17 protein-coding genes and 1 pseudogene are annotated in these 16,852 nt (G+C 71.9%); 9 read left to right on the top strand and 9 right to left on the bottom strand.

The annotated features are described in order from the left end of the window. The first annotated feature begins 110 nt into the window (after positions 1-110). From H489_RS31815 to H489_RS31805, 3 genes are read left to right on the top strand one after another with little or no spacing between them, the layout of a single operon-like run. Positions 111-695, top strand: a complete 585-nt coding sequence (locus H489_RS31815; RefSeq protein ID WP_031260139.1) for a PadR family transcriptional regulator — start codon at positions 111-113, stop codon at positions 693-695. Next, entirely contained in the window at positions 692-1,420 is a 729-nt protein-coding gene (locus tag H489_RS31810; protein WP_017887875.1) for an ABC transporter ATP-binding protein, read from the top strand. The genes H489_RS31815 and H489_RS31810 overlap by 4 nt, the downstream gene beginning before the upstream one ends. Then, complete coding sequence (locus H489_RS31805; RefSeq protein WP_017887874.1) at positions 1,417-4,239, top strand: ABC transporter permease; 2,823 nt, start codon at positions 1,417-1,419, stop codon at positions 4,237-4,239. The genes H489_RS31810 and H489_RS31805 overlap by 4 nt, the downstream gene beginning before the upstream one ends. A 255-nt stretch (positions 4,240-4,494) precedes the next feature. Here H489_RS31805 and H489_RS31800 read toward each other — a convergent pair whose 3' ends face one another. Further along, positions 4,495-5,166, bottom strand: coding sequence for an SDR family NAD(P)-dependent oxidoreductase (locus tag H489_RS31800; protein WP_017887872.1), 672 nt, complete (start codon positions 5,164-5,166; stop codon positions 4,495-4,497). Beyond that, positions 5,163-5,561: a cupin domain-containing protein gene (locus H489_RS31795; RefSeq protein ID WP_017887871.1), complete on the bottom strand. Its 399-nt coding sequence runs from the start codon at positions 5,559-5,561 to the stop codon at positions 5,163-5,165. The genes H489_RS31800 and H489_RS31795 overlap by 4 nt, the downstream gene beginning before the upstream one ends. Before the next feature lie 110 nt (positions 5,562-5,671). Between H489_RS31795 and H489_RS31790 the strand changes: the two genes are divergently transcribed. Beyond that, on the top strand, positions 5,672-6,829 hold the full coding sequence (locus H489_RS31790) for a PQQ-dependent sugar dehydrogenase (protein ID WP_017887870.1): 1,158 nt from the start codon (positions 5,672-5,674) through the stop codon (positions 6,827-6,829). A gap of 110 nt (positions 6,830-6,939) precedes the next feature. Here H489_RS31790 and H489_RS31785 read toward each other — a convergent pair whose 3' ends face one another. Next, complete coding sequence (locus tag H489_RS31785; RefSeq protein ID WP_017887869.1) at positions 6,940-7,824, bottom strand: aldo/keto reductase; 885 nt, start codon at positions 7,822-7,824, stop codon at positions 6,940-6,942. 86 nt (positions 7,825-7,910) lie between these two features. Between H489_RS31785 and H489_RS31780 the strand changes: the two genes are divergently transcribed. From H489_RS31780 to H489_RS31770, 3 genes are all read left to right on the top strand, one after another. After that, entirely contained in the window at positions 7,911-8,831 is a 921-nt protein-coding gene (locus H489_RS31780) for a helix-turn-helix transcriptional regulator (RefSeq protein ID WP_081612321.1), read from the top strand. Continuing rightward, complete coding sequence (locus H489_RS31775) at positions 8,828-9,031, top strand: hypothetical protein (protein WP_017887867.1); 204 nt, start codon at positions 8,828-8,830, stop codon at positions 9,029-9,031. Before H489_RS31780 ends, H489_RS31775 begins: the two co-directional genes overlap by 4 nt. Before the next feature lie 155 nt (positions 9,032-9,186). Then, the gene (locus H489_RS31770) at positions 9,187-10,380 is read left to right on the top strand and encodes an MFS transporter (protein ID WP_017887865.1); all 1,194 of its coding nucleotides are present in this window, start codon (positions 9,187-9,189) and stop codon (positions 10,378-10,380) included. Between the two features lie 9 nt (positions 10,381-10,389). Here H489_RS31770 and H489_RS31765 read toward each other — a convergent pair whose 3' ends face one another. Together H489_RS31765 and H489_RS31760 are read right to left on the bottom strand one after the other, a co-directional pair. Beyond that, positions 10,390-11,361, bottom strand: coding sequence for an NAD-dependent epimerase/dehydratase family protein (locus tag H489_RS31765; RefSeq protein ID WP_017887864.1), 972 nt, complete (start codon positions 11,359-11,361; stop codon positions 10,390-10,392). A gap of 251 nt (positions 11,362-11,612) precedes the next feature. Continuing rightward, entirely contained in the window at positions 11,613-12,098 is a 486-nt protein-coding gene (locus H489_RS31760) for a DUF4126 family protein (RefSeq protein ID WP_017887863.1), read from the bottom strand. Between the two features lie 160 nt (positions 12,099-12,258). On the opposite strand from H489_RS31760, the gene H489_RS31755 reads away from it, so the two are divergent. Continuing rightward, a complete protein-coding gene (locus tag H489_RS31755) occupies positions 12,259-12,909 on the top strand; it encodes an SDR family oxidoreductase (RefSeq protein ID WP_017887862.1) in 651 nt (216 codons plus the stop codon). A gap of 87 nt (positions 12,910-12,996) precedes the next feature. Here H489_RS31755 and H489_RS31750 read toward each other — a convergent pair whose 3' ends face one another. Continuing rightward, the gene (locus tag H489_RS31750; RefSeq protein WP_017887861.1) at positions 12,997-13,980 is read right to left on the bottom strand and encodes a matrixin family metalloprotease; all 984 of its coding nucleotides are present in this window, start codon (positions 13,978-13,980) and stop codon (positions 12,997-12,999) included. A 121-nt stretch (positions 13,981-14,101) separates the two neighbouring features. Next, the gene (locus H489_RS31745; RefSeq protein WP_017887860.1) at positions 14,102-14,803 is read right to left on the bottom strand and encodes an SDR family oxidoreductase; all 702 of its coding nucleotides are present in this window, start codon (positions 14,801-14,803) and stop codon (positions 14,102-14,104) included. 95 nt (positions 14,804-14,898) lie between these two features. On the opposite strand from H489_RS31745, the gene H489_RS31740 reads away from it, so the two are divergent. After that, positions 14,899-15,294 carry a MerR family transcriptional regulator gene (locus H489_RS31740; RefSeq protein ID WP_017887859.1) on the top strand — a complete coding sequence of 132 codons (396 nt, stop codon included), beginning with the start codon at positions 14,899-14,901 and terminating at the stop codon, positions 15,292-15,294. Between the two features lie 206 nt (positions 15,295-15,500). Here the strand turns inward: H489_RS31740 and H489_RS38795 are convergent. Next, a pseudogene (locus H489_RS38795) lies at positions 15,501-15,971 on the bottom strand (DUF6766 family protein); the annotation flags it as partial. A 67-nt stretch (positions 15,972-16,038) separates the two neighbouring features. Continuing rightward, positions 16,039-16,761 (bottom strand): SDR family NAD(P)-dependent oxidoreductase, encoded by a 723-nt coding sequence (locus tag H489_RS31735; RefSeq protein WP_017887858.1) that lies wholly within the window; start codon positions 16,759-16,761, stop codon positions 16,039-16,041. Positions 16,762-16,852: the final 91 nt, after the last annotated feature.

Below are 16,852 nucleotides of genomic sequence, written 5' to 3'. Positions count from 1 at the left end.
CACCGCGCCTCCCGTCCGTTTTTCGCCCTGTCCAGATCCGCGCTTGCGTGCGCATACCGGGTATGTGCATACTCGGTATGGCCACGGTGGCCCGGGACAGGGGAAGTGTCATGAGCGTTCGGATGGGCGTACTCGCGCTGCTGGTGGGGGGACCCGGTTACGGGTACCAGCTCCGGGGGGAGTTCGAGCACCGCACCGGCGGGAGCTGGCCACTGAACATCGGCCAGGTCTACACGACCCTGGACCGCCTGGAACGCGACGGCCTGGTCGCCCGCGGCGACGCCGACGACGACGGCCACGTCGTCTACACGGCGACCGACGCGGGCCGCGCGGAGGTGGCCCGCTGGTTCAGCGAGCCCGTGCCGGCCAAGCGCGGCCGCGACGAGCTGGCGATCAAGTTCGCCCTCGCCGTGACCGTGCCCGGGGTCGACGTCGCCCGGCTGGTACAGGTGCAGCGTGGTGCCGCGATCCGGAACCTGCAGGACCTGACGCGGCTGAAGCGGACCACCGACCCGTCGACGGACCTGGCGTGGTCGCTCGTGCTCGAGTCGATGGTGTTCCAGGCCGAGGCCGAGGTGCGCTGGCTCGACCACGTGGAGTCGAGCGTGGCGCGGTACCGGCCGGACGAGCACCCGGCAGCACCGGCCAGTGCCGACGCCTCCGCTGCCGCTGCCGCTCCCCGGAGCGCGCGGTGACCGCCGCACCGCTCCTGCAGCTCGACGCCGTGAGCGTGCACTACGGCTCCGGCGCCAAGGCCGTCACCGCCCTGGCCGGCATCGACCTGCGGGTCGAACGCGGCGAGATGGTGGCCGTGATGGGCACCTCGGGGTCGGGCAAGTCGACGCTGCTCGCCTGCGCCGGCACCCTGCTGCCGCCGACGAGCGGCGAGGTCCTGATCGACGGCGCGTTCGTCTCCGACCGTCCCGCCAGGGAACTCGCAGCGCTGCGGCGCCGGCTGATCGGGTTCGTGTTCCAGGACTTCAACCTGATCCCCTCGTTGACCGCGGTCGAGAACGTGGCGCTGCCGCTCGAACTGGACGGGTGGAAGGCCTCGCAGGCCCGCCGCGCCGCGGAACTCGCGCTGGACAACGTCGAGCTGTCGCACCGTGCCGACGCCTACCCGGACGACCTGTCCGGCGGGCAGCAGCAGCGCGTCGCGATCGCCCGCGGCGTGGTCGGTGAACGTCGACTCGTGCTCGCCGACGAACCGACCGGCGCCCTCGACTCGCAGACCGGCGAGGTCGTGCTCCGCATGCTCCGTCGACACGTCGACGCTGGAGCCGGCGCCCTCCTGGTGACCCACGACGCCCGGCACGCGGCTTGGGCGGACCGGATCGTGTTCCTGCGCGACGGACGTGTCGTCGACGAGACCGTGTACTCGGGCGTCGAGACCGCGCTGACGGACCGGACCGCGTCGTGAGCCGGGGCCGGCGTTCCGGGACCGCCCGGACGCCGTTCGCCCTCCGACCGGCGCTCCGTCTGGGGCGTCGGCTGGCGTTCGCGAAGGCAGCCCGCGCGGCACTGATCATCGCGCTCATCGGGATCCCCACCGCGGGGTTCGCGGCCGTCGCCGTCGTGGTGCAGTCGACGCAGGCCACCTCCACCGAGCGGCTCGACCACGACCTCGGGCACGCATCGGCGCAGATGCGGGTGTCCGGCCCGGACCTGCCCGGCATGGTGCAGGACCCGGTGCAGTGGGAGTTCACCGACTCGAAGCGGAACAGCCCGGTCACGAAGTCGGACCAGGACTCCCCGTTCGCGAACGTCCTGGCACACGTGCCCGACGGTGCGCTGTCGATCCCGGTCGGCAGCACGCCCGTCGTGCTCCAGGGGCCGAAGGGTCCGGTCGGGCTGACCGCCGTCGAGGGCAGCGTCTGGGACCCGTCGCTCGACGGTCACTGGCACGTGCTCGAGGGTTCCCGGCCGACCACACGCAGTGAGCTCATGGTCACGCCGGCCACGCTCGACCGCCTCGGGGCGCGGATCGGTGACACGGTGGACCTGACCGACCCCGTCACCAAGCGCTTCACGATCACCGGCACCATGACCGACCTGGGCACCGACCCGGGATCGCAGGGCATCTTCCTGCCCTGGGGCACGACGCTCTCGACGACCGACACCACCGACGACGTCGGGCTGACCGACGTCACCGTGTACCTGCCGTCGGACGCCCCGACCTGGTCGGAGATCCGGCAGCTCAACGCGCACGGCATCGTCGTGCAGTCGCGTCCGGTCGTGCTCGACCCGCCGGACGCCCGGCTCCCCGGCGGTCAGATGAGCTCGACGATCGGCTGGTACCTCGGCGCGATGGCACTGCTCGGCGTCTTCGCGGTGTTCGAGGTCGCCCTGCTCGCCGGTGCCGCGTTCCTGGTCGGCACCCGGGCGGACACCCGCTCGTACGCCATCGTCACGAGCGTCGGCGGTGACAGACGGTTCGTCCGCACGATCGTCGCCGGGTCCGGCCTGGTGCTCGGGCTCGTCGGCGCGGTCCTCGGCGTGGCCGTGGGCACCGGGATCGGCGTGCTCGCCTACCGACTCATCGACAACGGCAACGTGGTGTCGTTCCCCGGGTTGCACGTGCCGCCGCTCCTGCTGCTGTCCATCGCCGCCGCGGGAGTGCTCGCCGGGCTCGTCTCCGCGCTCGTCGCCGCACGGTCGGCCACCCGGATCAACGTGCTCGCAGCCCTGCGGGGTTCGCTCCGTCCGGTGCCCGTCAGCCGTCCGGCCCGCCGACGTCGGCGCATCTGGGGGCCGCTGCTCGTGGTCCTCGGGGCCCTGACGACGATGGTCTGCGGCGTCGGGGTGCTCATGCTCAACGACCGTCCCGTGCAGGACGACCACTGGGCCTGGGTGGTCGGTGCCGGTGTCGCGCTCGGGCCGTGCCTGATGCAGCTCGGCATCGCCATCTGCTCACCGTGGCTGCTCGCCCTGGTCACCCGGCTCACCTCGCGGGCCGGTCTGTCGGCGCGACTGGCCGCCCGCGACGCCCGCCGCAACCCGGTCCGCACGGTGCCGGTGCTCGCCAGCGTGATGAGCGTCGTGTTCGTGGCCTCGGTCGTCATCACGTGGAGTGCGTCGAGCCACGCCCAGTACGTCCGCGGGTACGAGTACACGACGGCGGTCGGGGTGGCGACGTCCGAGGTGCTGACCGAGACGAAGGACGGCGGCAGTACCGGTCGCCACGACGCGGAGCTGACCGCCCACGCCGCGAAGGTGGTGTCCGGGGTCTTCGACCAGGACCGCATCCGGGTGCTCGGTGTCACGCAGGAGCAGCCGGGCGACACCCCCTCGACCGTCACGATCCCGCACCGCTGGAGCGCGTACGACTGCCCGGCGAACGACACGACGAGCTGCTCGTACTACCTGGACACGGCGAGCGCGTCGATGCCGCACATCTGGACGGGCACCGTCGACGACTACGCCGTGCTCACCGGACACCAGCCGTCCGCAGCCGTCCGGAGCGCACTCGAGGGGGGTCGGGCCGTGTCGCTCTGGCCCGAGTACGCCCACGACGGCGCGGTCCGCGTCGACACGTTCCACGACCGGACGTGGGACAGCGAGCCCATCACCGAGCGCACCCGACCGGCGGCCAGCGTCTCGATCCCCGCGGTGCTCGACGTGCAGACCCCGCGGATCCAGGTCGGCGTCTTCATGACGAAGGCCACTGCCGAGCAGTACGGCGTGCCCGTGGTCGACGGCATGCTCGTCACGACGCTGCCCCACGACCTCGACCCGGCCCAGGCGGACGAGCTGAGCTCGGCGTGGCAGAGCTTCGGCGGCGACGACCGTGCACGGTGGAGCGGCCCGACGTTCACGTACGAAGCCGGTCCCACCGACAACGAGGCGCTCATCCGGGCGATCGTCCTCGCACTCGCCGCGGCCGTGACCATCGGTGCGACGGCGGTGGCGATCGGACTCGCACGGTCCGACGGGCGTCGGGACGACGAGGTGCTCGACGCCATCGGTGCCGCTCCGCGTCTGCGCCGTGGGGTGTCGACCTGGCAGGCGGCGATCCTGGCCACGGTCGGCTCGGTGATCGGCACGCTGCTCGGCCTCCTGCCGATCCGCGCCCTGACCCTGCGGTTCACCGAGAGTCCGGTCGGGGTGAACCACATGCCGTTCGTGCCGGACTGGCCGGTGCTGGCGCTGCTCGCGATCGGCCTGCCCCTCGTGGTGACGGCCGGGGCGTGGCTGACGTCGCGGGGTCGGCGGCGGGTGGCGGTGCGACGGGCGCACTGACGCGCGTGCTGCGTGAGGCTTCGCTTGGTGAGCAGAAGATGTCGAGTCGGCTGCTCGGACTCGACGTCTTCTGCTCACGAAGTGGCCGACGCCTTCGGGATCGGCACCGTGCTGCTCGGTGAGCTCCACCGCCAGCGGCTGCTCGGACTGGAGGCCCGTGGCGGCGTCGCCACGGGCCTCCAGTCCGTCAGGGAGTGAGCAGAAGGCGACGGGTCGAGTCTCCGGACCCGTCGCGTTCTGCTCACTCGATGCCGCTCACGGGAGCTCGGGCAGCGCCTCCGCGTAGGCGCGGAAGTCGCCGCGCTCCGTGTGGATCGCCCACAGGCGGTCGGCGATGGACTCCCCGGAGTGCTCGGGCTGCCCGTCGTCGATGCCGAACGGGATGATGAGCTGCCCGACGTGGACGTCCTCGTCGCGGACGGCGTCGTGCAGCAGCTGCGCGTAGGCGCTCTCGGCCGCGAAGGCGACGGACGTGCCGGTGACGCGGGCGCCCGGTCGGACCGCGCTGCCGCCGTTCACGAACAGGATCGTGCCGTGGCCGATCGCGCGCATGCCGGGCAGCACCTGGCGGACGGCGTTGACCGAGCCGTAGACCGAGAACTCGATCGGGCCGACCAGGTCGTCCGCCGTGGTCTCGAGCACGGGGCGCATGTACTCCTTGGCGGGGAGCGGGCTGTACTGCAGCACCTCGATGGGGCCGAGCTGCTCGGTGGCGCGCTCGAGTGCGGTGCGCAGGGAGTCCCCGTCACGGACGTTCGCGGCGAACCCGGCTGCGGTGTGGCCGCGCTCACGCAGCTCCGCGGCGAGGCCGTCCAGGCGGTCCTGGTTGCGGGAGATCAGGGCGACGGCGAAGCCCTCGCGGGCGAAGCGCTCGGCGACGGCGAGGCCGAGGCCCTTGCCGGCCCCGACGATGGCGATGGTGGTCATGCGGTGTACTCCTCGTCGCTCACGTGCTCGAGCCAGGTGGTGGTCGTCGCCGGGTCGTCGGCGGCCTCGAGCATCGCGAGGTGTTCCATGTAGTCGGTGGGGGTCGCGCCGTGCCAGTGTTCCTCGCCGGCCGGCGTGGTGACGGTCTGTCCAGCCTGCACCTCGATGACGTGTCCGTCCCGGGTGCCCATCCGCGCGACGCCCTCGGTGACGTGCAGGGTCTGCCCCTTGGCGTGCGAGTGCCAGGCGGTGCGGGCGCCGGGCAGGAACCGGACCTTGGCGACGGTCATCGTCTGACCGGGCTCCTTCGGCGAGGCGATGGCGTCGAGGTACACGTCGCCGGTGAACTGCTCGGGCGGGTTCTTGACGGTCGGCTGCTTCGGTTCGATCTGCATGCCGACGACGGTAGGCCGCCGTGCGCACCGTCGGGAGGTGCCGACAGACCCCCTCAGGGGTTTCCCGAACGCAGCGTGTGTGATCGACCAACGACCCCGGGAGGATCATCGTGGACACACCCGCCGGAACGCCCCGCAGCCGCCGCCTCTGGTCGGTGGCCGGCCTCGCCGCCGTCGCGGCGCTGGCCCTCACCGCCTGCACGAGCAGCGACGGAACGGAGCAGGACGGGTCCGATCGCGGCGGCTCGCCGTCGGCGCGCGCGACCGCACCCGCCGACCTGTCGGCCGGGCAGGTGGCGCTCGACGGTGACACCACCGACGTGGTCACCGGCCTGGAGGCCCCCTGGTCGGTGGTCCTGACCGGTGACGACGGCGACGCGCTGGTCAGCGAGCGCGACTCGGCCCGGGTGCTCGAGCTGCGGTCCGACGGCACCACCCGCCAGGTCGGCACCGTCGACGGTGTCAGCCACGGCGGCGAGGGAGGACTGCTCGGGCTCGCACTGCACGACGACGACCTGTTCGTGTACTCCACGGCCGACGACGGCAACCGGATCCAGCGGTACGAGCTGACCGGGGACACCGGGTCGTGGGGGCTCGGCGAGGCGACGACGATCATCGACGGCCTGCCGAAGAACTCGTTCCACGACGGCGGCCGGATCGCGTTCGGCCCGGACGACATGCTCTACGCGAGCGTCGGGGACGCCGGTGCGAGCACGGACGCGCAGGACGAGGACTCGCTCGCGGGCAAGATCCTGCGGCTCACCCCGGACGGCGACGTCCCCGCCGACAACCCGATCGACGGGTCACCGGTGTGGAGCCTCGGACACCGCAACGTGCAGGGCATGGGGTGGTCGTCGGACGGCACGATGTTCGCGTCGGAGTTCGGCGAGAACACACACGACGAGCTCAACGTCATCGAACCCGGGTCGAACTACGGCTGGCCCGAGGTCGAGGGCACCGGCGGCCAGGACCAGGGCTTCGTCGACCCTGTGCAGCAGTGGTCCACCGACGAGGCGTCCCCGAGCGGCCTCGCCGTCGTCGACGACACCGTGTTCGTCGCGAACCTGCGGGGCGAGGTGCTCCGGGCGGTCCCCGCCGACGAGCCCGGCACCGCGACCGAGTACTTCGCGGGTGACTTCGGCCGCATCCGGACGGTGCTCGAGGGGCCGTCGGACACGCTCTGGTTCGTCACGAACAACACCGACGGCCGCGGGACGCCGTCGAGCGGGGACGACCGGATCGTCTCCGTCCCGTTCACGCGCACGTGAACGGGAGGCTTGTGGCCCTTCGTTCGCACCAGGTCGCCTGACGCGGAGGTGGCGACCACCGCACGGCCGAGCGCGGCCCGCACCGCGCCTCCGCGCCGCTCGTGGTCGCGTCAGGCCTCCGGGATCACCCGGTCGAACCGGCTCGTGTCCGCCCCGTCCGGGTCCGGGCCGTTGCGACGGCCGGTGTCCAGCGCATCGAGCCGCGTGAGCTCGTCATCGGTCAGCGCGAAGTCGAAGACGTCGAAGTTCTCGGCGATGCGACCGGGGTTCGTCGACTTCGGGATCGCGTTCCGCCCCTGCTGCACGTGCCAGCGGAGCATCACCTGCGCCGGCGTCCTGCCGTGCGCCTCGGCGATCGACCCGATCGTCGGGTCGTCCATCACGCTGACCCGCTCGTCACCCCAGCCCGGGTAGAACGTGATGCCGCCGATGGGGGACCACGCCTGGTCGAGGATGCCGTGCGCAGCGTCGGCGCGCTGGACGTCCGGCTGGGTGAAGTACGGGTGCAGCTCGACCTGGTTGAGCGCCGGGATGACGTCGGACTGCTCGAGCAGGGAGCGCAGGTGGTGCGGCATGAAGTTGCTCACACCGATCGCGCGGACCCGGCCGTCGGCGTACAGGCGCTCGAGCGCCCGGTACGCCTGTACGGTCTGCTCGAAGCGGTCCGGCGCGGGCTGGTGCAGGATCAGCACGTCGATCGTGTCGAAGCCGAGCTTGCCGGTGGCCTTGTCGAAGGCGTGCAGGGTCTCGTCGAAGCCGTAGTCCGAGACCCAGATCTTGGTCTCGACCACGATGTCGTCACGGTCGACGCCCGAGGCACGGATGCCCTCGCCGACCTCGCGTTCGTTGCCGTACGCGGCGGCGGTGTCGATGTGGCGGTACCCGGTCTCGAGGGCGGTGCGGACGGCGTCCACGGTCTCCTCCGGGGCGCTCTGGAACACGCCGAAACCGATGGCGGGGATCTCGAGGCCGTTGTTCAGGGTGACTGTCTCCATGCCGACGACGCTACGACCGCCGGGCGCCACCTGACGGGTACCAGCAGCCCCTGCTTCCGCCACCCTGCCGGCCGTACCGTGGACGCATGGACACCAGGAGCGAAGTGCGTGACTTCCTGCGCACACGCCGCGAGCGCGTCACGCCGCAGCAGGTCGGGCTGCCCGACTTCGGCGGGGTCCGCCGCGTCAAGGGACTGCGTCGTGAAGAGCTCGCACTGATCGCGGGGATGAGCGTCGACTACTACGTCCGCCTCGAGCGCGGGAACCTGACCGGTGTGTCCGAGGGCGTCCTCGAAGCGCTGTCCCGCGCGCTCCGTCTCGACGACGCCGAGCACGCGCACCTGTTCGACCTGGCCCGCCTGCAGAACGCCTCGGGGGCCTCGCGCCGGACGACCCCGACGTCGAAGGTGCGGCCGAACGTGCAGCGGGTGCTCGACTCGATCAGCGCGCCCGCCTGGGTCCGCAACGGACGCTTCGACTTCCTGGCCGGCAACAGCCTCGCCCGAGCGGTGTACTCGCCGCTGTTCCTCTCGCCCTCCGGTACCCCGAACACCGCGCGCTTCGCGTTCCTCGACCCGCGGGGGCAGCAGTTCTGGCGCGACTGGGACTCGGTCGCCGGGGACGTGGTCGCCGCGCTGCGCGCCGAGGCGGCCCGCTCGCCGTACGACAAGGGGCTGACGGACCTGATCGGGGAGCTCTCCACCCGCAGCGACGAGTTCCGGCGACGCTGGGCCGCGCACGACGTGATGCGGCACCGGAGCGGCGTGAAGCGGGTGCACCACCCGGACGTCGGCGACATCGACATGACCTACGAGACGATGGAGCTCGTCACCGACTCCGGACTGACCATGGTCGTGTACGGCACCGAGCCCGGGTCGTCCTCCGAGGAACGGCTGCAGCTGCTGGCGAACCTCGCTGCGACGAGCGCGACGGCCGTGTCGACGGACACCATCTCCGCTGGTGCTGCTGGCGCTGCCGCCGCTGCTGCTGCCGGGGAGGACGCGTGAACGAGACCGAGTCCGTCGAGACCGTCGTCCAGGCTCCGACGACCGGGTTCCTCGGTCGACTGCGGTTCCGGTGGCGTGCCGAGCAGGAGATCCACGAACTCACCCGCGACCGCGAACTCGAGGAACGGGTCCGAGCCGAGGCAGCGGTGCGGCTCGCGCCCGGGCCGTGGCACCTGGGGGAGCTGTTCCGGCGGCGGTGACGGCTGAGGGGGGAAGACAGCACCTGTCACGGCCCCGCGGTCGGCCCTAGCGTCGAGGTCATGCCGTTCGTCGACACCGACCCCGAGTTCACCCGGAACCACGCCGACTTCGTGGACGAGACCCTGCGGAACGCCTCGCTCGGAGCACCCGGAGCATGAGCACGGAGCACTCGATGTCGACGGGCCGGACACTGCTGTTCGCCGTCGCCGGGGGAGCGGCGGTCGGCAACCTGTACTGGTCGCAGCCGCTGCTCGACGACATCGCATCGTCGCTCAGCACCTCGGCGTCGCTCGCCGGACTGCTCTTCACGCTGACCCAGGTCGGCTACGCCCTCGGCATCCTGCTCGTCGTGCCGCTCGGGGACGTCCTCGACCGCCGACGCCTCATCCCCTGGGTGCTCGTCGCCTCCGCCGTCGCGCTGCTGCTCGCCGCGATCGCTCCGACCTTCGCGACGCTCCTGGTCGCCCTGGCGCTGGTCGGGCTGACCACGGTCGCCGGGCAGCTCCTCATCCCGCTGGCCGGGGACCTCGCCGACCCCGCGCAGCGCGGACGCGTGGTCGGCACGATCGCGTCCGGGGTGCTCACCGGCATCCTGGTGTCGCGGACGATCAGCGGCCTGGTCGCGGACGCGTTCGGGTGGCGTGCGATCTACGTGCTCGCCGCTGTCGTCGCGATCGTCCTCGCCGTGCTGCTGCGCCGCGCCATCCCGGAGCTCGGAACCCGCGCCGAGGTGGCGTACCCGCAGCTCATCCTGTCGGTGTTCCGTGCCGTCCGGACCCACCGGACCGTGCAGGTCACGCTCGTGATCAGCTCGTCGGTCTTCGCCGTGTTCACGATGTTCTGGACCGCCCTGACGTTCCTGCTCAGCAGCGACCCCTACGACTTCTCCACCAGCAGCATCGGGCTGGTCGGCCTGGTGGGGCTCGCGGGTGCCGTGGCGGCGCAGCGGGTCGGGCGACTGCACGACCGGGGGCTGTCGGTACCCGTCACCGGGGGAGCGATCGTGCTCCTGCTCGTCTCCCTGGTCGTCGCCGGGATCGGTGCGCACTCGATCGTCGTGGTGCTGCTCGCCGTGCTGCTGCTCGACGTCGCCGTGCAGGCCGCGAACGTGCTCAACCAGACCCGGCTGTTCTCGGTCGACCCGGCCGCGCGGAGTCGGCTCAACACGGCCTTCGTCACCTCGAACTTCATCGGCGGCGCGATCGGCTCCGCGCTGGCGTCGGTGCTGTGGAACGCCGGGGGCTGGACGGCGGTCACGATCGGTGCCGCGGTGCTGACCGGGTTCGCCGCGACGGTCTGGGTCGTGCACCGGAACCGCGGGCTCGTGGTCGAGCCGGAGCGGGTGTGACCACGGTGCTCAGCGGACCAGGGGGTTCGCGACCTCGAGCTCACCGTGGTCGACGAGCCAGCGCACGGCGTCGAGCACGGTCTCCTCGGCGGTGAACGTCGGGCCGTAGCCGAGCAGCCGGTTCGCCTTCTCGGTGCTGAAGACCTGGCTGCGGGACAGGTGCTCCCAGCTGGCGTCAGCGTGCTCCGGAGCCGTGGTCTCGCGGAACCGGTCCCACGTGACGGAGTCGAGCCGGGCCTCCTGGCCGAACCAGGACGCTGCCAGGTGGGCGTACCCGCGCGCGGTGAGCGCCGTCGGGGCCGTGATGAAGAAGTCCTCGCCGGCCGCAGCGTCGCGGTGTTCGACCGCCAGCTGGAACGCCTGCGCGACGTCGTCGGCGTGCACGTGGGCCATCGTCTCGGCACCGAGCCCGGGGACCTCGAGCGGTTCGCCGGCGGACAGCTTCGTCAGCACCGACGTGTCGAGGTTGCCGAGCGGACCGATCGGCGTCCAGCCCGGCCCGCTGATGTGCCCGGGGTGCAGCGACGTCGTGACCAAACCGCCTGATGCAGTTTCTTCCTTGAGCATCCGGGCGATGGCGTCCTTCTGGACGCCGTAGTCGCCGAACGGCTGGGTCGCGTTCCGCTCGGTGATCGGCAGCACGTGCGAGACACCCGCGCGCCAGATCGAGCCGCAGTGCACCAGGTGCGTACCGGTGCCGCGGAGCGCGTCGACCAGGGCTGCGGCGGAGGACTCGGTGAAGCAGACGAGGTCGACGACGGCGTCGGCACCGAGCGCGGCGATGCGGCTGCCGAAGGTGCCGTCGCGGTCCTCCTGCTCGCGGTCGGCGGTGATCCGCTCGACCTGCTGCCACTCCGGGGCATCGACGTAGGGGGTGCTCGTGCCGCGGGTGACGGCGACGACCCGGTGATCCGAGCGGACGAGACGGGGGACGAGGAACGAGCCGATGTGGCCGGTGGCTCCGATGACGACGATGTGCATGGGGCCACCGTAGGCCGCGGCCTGTGGATCGTGAGCAGGAACGGTCGGGTGTGGCGGTCGGAAGGCCCGTGGCGGTCGGGCACCGTGCCTACCGCTGTCGGGATGTCGGTCGGCCGGTCGGTCGGCCGGTCACGACACGTCGGGAGGCGAATGCCGACCGGTCACGAACTGTCGGCCACCGACCCGGCGACCGACAGATCGCGACCACCCCACGGACCTGAGCGGCACGTCCTGACCGCCGCTCCCGCCCCTCAGTCGGCGGTGATGACCTTCACCGAGCCCGCGACGACCGCGGCGTCCTCGGCGAGCGCGACGACCGGGTCGGGAAGTCCCGTGCTCCCGACGAGCTTGCGCACGCCCCAGCCGACGAAGCTGCCGACGAGGGCGCCGACGCCACCGAGGATCGCGCCCTCGATGCGCAGGTCGCGCTTGCCGGTGGTGCCGAGGGCCGCACCGGCGAGGGCACCGGACGCGACGCGACCGAGCAGCGCAGAGGGGGCGATGCGATTCGGGGTCTTCGGTAGCTTGTCGCCGATGAGCTCACCGACCGCGGACGCCACGAGCAGCCCACGGCCGAGCGGGGTGCTGAAGACCTTCCACTGCTGCCACGACCCCTTCAGCGAGGACCGGTCGTGGTTCAGTGCGAGGACGGCGAGCGGGGTGGCGCTCCGGCCGCCGCTCATGATGCCGAGGACCAGGGTGCGGACCAGGGTGTGCTGCTCGTGCTGCTTGCTCATCGTGACTCCTGTCGTGTTGCCCCCGACGGTACGCACGGTGCCCCCGGGTGTTCCGAGCATCGCAGGCGACGGGCGACGGGCGACGAGCGACGAGCGACGAGCGACGAGCGGACGTCCCGCGTTCCCCGGGCACGGAGCCGCCCCGAGTAGCGTCCGGGCCATGAGCAACGTCATCGTCTTCGGCGGCCACGGCAAGGTCGCACTCCTCGCCACCCGCATCCTGTCCGAGCGCGGGCACACCGTCACCTCCGTCATCCGGAACGCCGACCAGTCCGACGAGATCCGGGCGCACGGCGGCGAACCGCACGTCGCGGACATCCAGCAGCAGTCCCTGAACGACTTCGCCGAGCTCGTGCGCGGGCACGACGCGGTGGTGTGGTCGGCCGGTGCCGGTGGCGGTTCCGTCGACCGCACCTGGGCCATCGACCGCGACGCCGCGGTGCTCTCGATCCAGGGGGCGAAGCAGGCCGGGGTCGACCGCTACGTGATGGTGTCGTTCTCCGGCTCGCAGCTCGACCACGGGGTCCCGCAGGACCAGGACTTCTTCGCCTACGCGCAGTCCAAGATGATCGCCGACGCCGTGCTCCGCGACTCCGGGTTGCAGTGGACGATCGTCGCCCCGAGCACCCTGACCGATGACGAGCCGACCGGGTCCGTCGACTGGGACGGCACGTCGAGCCAGGTGCCGCGCGGTGACGTGGCGCACGTGGTCGCGGACGCGGTCGAGAACCCGGGCACGGCCGGCAACACCTTCCGGTTCAACGAGGGGTCGACCCCGGTGGCGGAGTTCCTGCGCGCCGACGCGGTCTGAGCAAGACCTCCAGCCCCACAGACAGACGAACGGGGTCGCGGCGGTTCTCCGCCGCGACCCCGTCGTTGTCCCAGGAGCGCATCGAGCTCAGTAGAGCGTCGAGATGCCCGTCATGTCGCCACGGCCGAGCGTGCGGCCGCCGAGCTCGCAGTAGCCGCCGGACGGCTCCATGACCTGACCGGTACCGGTGGCGACGTGGTCGAGCCCGTACAGGTGGCCCCACTCGTGCGTCGCGACGACCTGGGTGTCGAAGCGGGCGCCCGAGCAGGTGGCCGTCGAGCTCCACTTGAAGCCGGTGGCGTAGCGCTGGTCGGCCTCACGGGCGTTGCCGTTGCCGTCGAACCAGACGCACGTGACCCCGAGGGTGCCGGTGGGGAGCTTGCCCCAGCCCATCACGTTGTACCCGTTGTTGCGCGAGCAGCCGCCCTGGTCGGTGAGGTTCGGCTTCTGGGTCGCGAGGCGCAGGTAGTCGTTCTTCGCCGTCGACGTCACCGTGCGGTCGCAGGCCGAGATGGTGCCGTTCCACGCGTTCGCGCCCTTGCGCAGGGCGTCCTTGGCGTAGGTCGACTTCTGGCCGGTCTGGTTGTAGTACCACTTGACCGTGCTCGCCCAGCTGTAGCCGGACGCCTTCCACGCCGTGCTCGTGCACTTCGTGGTCGCAGCGGTCGTCGCGGCGGGCTCCTGCGCGGTCGCGGCCTGGCTCTGCGCACGTTCCTGCTGGACGGCGGGGGCCGAACCGGTCCAGGCCTCGTCGACGCGGACGGCGACACCGGCGGAGCCGTTGTTCGCGATGAGGACGTCGGCGAGCTCGGGCGCGCCCGGCGCCGAGGTGCTGCTCGCCATCACGCTCTCACCCGGTGCGGGGAGCGCGAAGGTGCGGCCGTCGGGCGTGACGACCGTGCCGGACGTCGCGGTGCAGCCGCTCTCGAGCGTCTGCACCGACAGGGTCCCCGGGGCGCAGCTCGCGCCGGTCCCCGGGGTCGCCGCCTGGGCGGGTGCTGCGGTGATGGTGAGCCCGGCGAGGATCGCGACGATCGCCCCGGTGCTGAGTGCGTTCCTGACAGGACGCATGGTTCCCTTCCAGCGGCGGGCGACGTGCCCCCCGTTCCTGATCCGGGTCCATGGTCGCTGATGACCCAGCGCCGGGTCCAGGACTGCGCTGCGGGGACATGCCCCCAGTCAGGGGCGACCCTCAGGCGAACTGCGCGTAGAAGCGCTCCGGTGCATCGGCGAGCGATGCCTTCACCATCCGGCTCCAGTCGTCGACGACGACCTCGGCCGCACCGCGCTCGACGCCGTCCAGCGCGGCCCGCGCCACGTCGGCCGGGTCGACCTTCGGCCCCTCGTAGCCGTCCATCATGTCGGTGTCCGCCGCCCCGAGGTGCAGCCCCTGCACGCTGATCCCCTTGCCTGCGAGCTCCAACCGGACGGCGTTCGTCAGGTTCCACTCGGCGGCCTTCGCCGCCGCGTACGCGCCGGATCCCGGGTAGACGAACCAGGACAGTGCGGACAGGACGTTCACGATGCCGCCGCCACCGTTCCGCTCGATCACCGGCGCGAACGCCCGGATCATCGCGAGGTTCCCCCAGTAGTGCGTGTCCATCTCGCGGCGCGCATCGGTGAGGTCGTCGGTGAGCAACGAGCCCGTCGTCGAGATGCCGGCGTTGTTCACGAGCAGGGTGACGTCGCCCGCGGCGGCGGCCGCCGCCTCGACCGATGCCTGGTCGGTGATGTCGAGCGGCAGCGCCACGACGCCCTCGATGTCCACGCGCTCGGGTCGACGTGCGGTCGCGTAGACCTTGGTGGCGCCGCGCTCCAGCAGCTGCAGCGCGAAGCGGCGTCCGATGCCCCGGTTCGAGCCCGTGACGAGTGCGACCGATCCAGCGATGTCCATGGTGTCTCCTCCTGCCGCGCGGGTGTCTCCCGCAGTGGCTCGGCTACGCTAAGACCTCACATCCATGTCAGGGGCAAGCCCGGATCGGAGTCGACATGCGCATCGGTGACCTCGCAGCCGCGACCGGCGTCAGCGTCCGCTCGCTGCGGTACTACGAGGAGCAGGGACTGCTCACCGCGTCGCGCACCGCGAGCGGGCAGCGGATCTACACGGACGCAGCCGTGGAGCGGGTCCAGCTCGTGCAGCAACTGTTCGCCGCCGGGCTCGCGAGCCGCACGATCGTGCAGCTCTTGCCGTGCGTCGACCGCGGGGAGTCGACGCCAGAGTCGTTCGCGCTCCTCCTCGCGGAGCGGGACCGGATCACCGCGCAGCTGGCCGAGCTCGAGGCGGTCCGCGGGCGCCTCGAGCAGGTCATCGCGATCACCGAGCACCCCACCGCCGAGCACTGCCCGGCACTGCGTGACCGACCTGCGGAGCCGGTCGCGGCCTGAGACACCACCCCAGGACGGACGGGAGGCCCGTGGCGGGTCCGCCACGGGCCTCCCGTCCCGAACGGGTCGCTGACGACGCCCGCACCACCAGCGCGTGGCGCGAGCGCAGCACCCCGGGTGTCGCCGGGGCACCCTCCTCGAGCTGGGCGACGAGCACCCCGACGGCCGTCGCAGCCACGCGGTCGAAGTCGGCCGACACTGCCGAGGAACAGCACCGCGAACAGGATCAGCAGGGAGTTCTCGTACAGCACGAGCACGATCCCGCCCCGGCGCATCGGCCACGGCGCCTTCGGGTCGTCGGCGTGCTCCCGGGGGTCATCGTCCTGCGGGCTCTGTTCGTCCAGGGGCTCGGACTCGCTCGACCCCTTCTGGAACAGGAACACCGTGAACACGATGTACGCGCCCATCTGCAGGAACTCGCTCTCCCAGTTCTCGAACGTGGCCTCGGCGAAGTCGCCGCTGGTCAGGAAGCCCCAGAGCGACACGGCCGCCTCGCCGTGCTGCATCGCGTCCGCCACGGACACCCGCCACCCGGAGAACACCATGCCGACGAAGCACACGACGAAGACGGCGACGTTCGCGAGGAGCAGGCCGTGCCGTCGCACGCGCTGCCACCCGCTCGATCCGTTGTGCAGGCCGAGGGTCACCGGGTCCTCCGTTCGTCGTGTCGACGCCATCCTCGTCCGGGCGCGACGAACGCCTTCGCAGGAGCACCCGACCGGTCGCGGCGGTTCCGTCAGCGACTCAGAGCGTGATGCCGGTGGCCTCGGCGAGCGCGTCGCGCAGTTCGGTGCGGAACCGCTGGTCGGCGACCGCCGGGTGCGGTTCCTGCCGCTCTCCGTGGAACCAGTAACCACCTGTCACGGTTTGGTCCGGGTCGGTCGCGAGCGTCTCCTGCGTGCGGTGTCCCAGCTCGAAGTCGTCGGGAGCGCCGGCCCCGCCCATCTTGGTCGCCACCCAGCCCGGGTCGACGGCGTTGCTCAGCACGCCCGGGCGTCGGAGCGGCACCTCGGCGGCGAGTGCCGTCACGAACAGCTTCGTGTCGGAGTACGAGTTCGTCTCCGACGCGCCGGTCCAGTCGATGGTATCCAGGCGCGGACGGCCGCCCCGGTGCATCCCGCTGCTCAGGTACACGTGCCGCTCCGGCGAGCGCAGCAACGCGGTGAACAGGTAGGGCGCCACGACGTTGACGGGCACCAGGGAACGGCCCGAGATCACGCCGGCGTTGTGCACGACGGCGTCGAGCGGGGTGCCGGCGTCGAGCTGGCGAGCGGTGGCGATCACGGCGTCGCGGTCCGCCAGGTCGGCGACGACGAGTTCGGCGCCGCGCTCCACCAGGTCGGCGACCGCCTCGGCGCGGGCCGTGTTGCGCGCGTGGACGACGACGTCGTGTCCGCTGCGGAGCAGCGAGTCGGCGGTCCCCCGCCCGAGGCCGTCGGTGGATCCGGTGACGAGGATGCGTGCCATCCGCCCATCATGCGCCCGGCCGCTGCGGCGGGTCCGGCAGGTGGACGGGCAACGGTCGGACGGGAGGCACGGTGCGGGCCCGCCACGGGCC

Source organism: Curtobacterium flaccumfaciens UCD-AKU, from assembly GCF_000349565.1.
Lineage (GTDB): Bacteria > Actinomycetota > Actinomycetes > Actinomycetales > Microbacteriaceae > Curtobacterium > Curtobacterium poinsettiae.
This window is presented reverse-complemented; position numbering and strand designations above follow the sequence as displayed.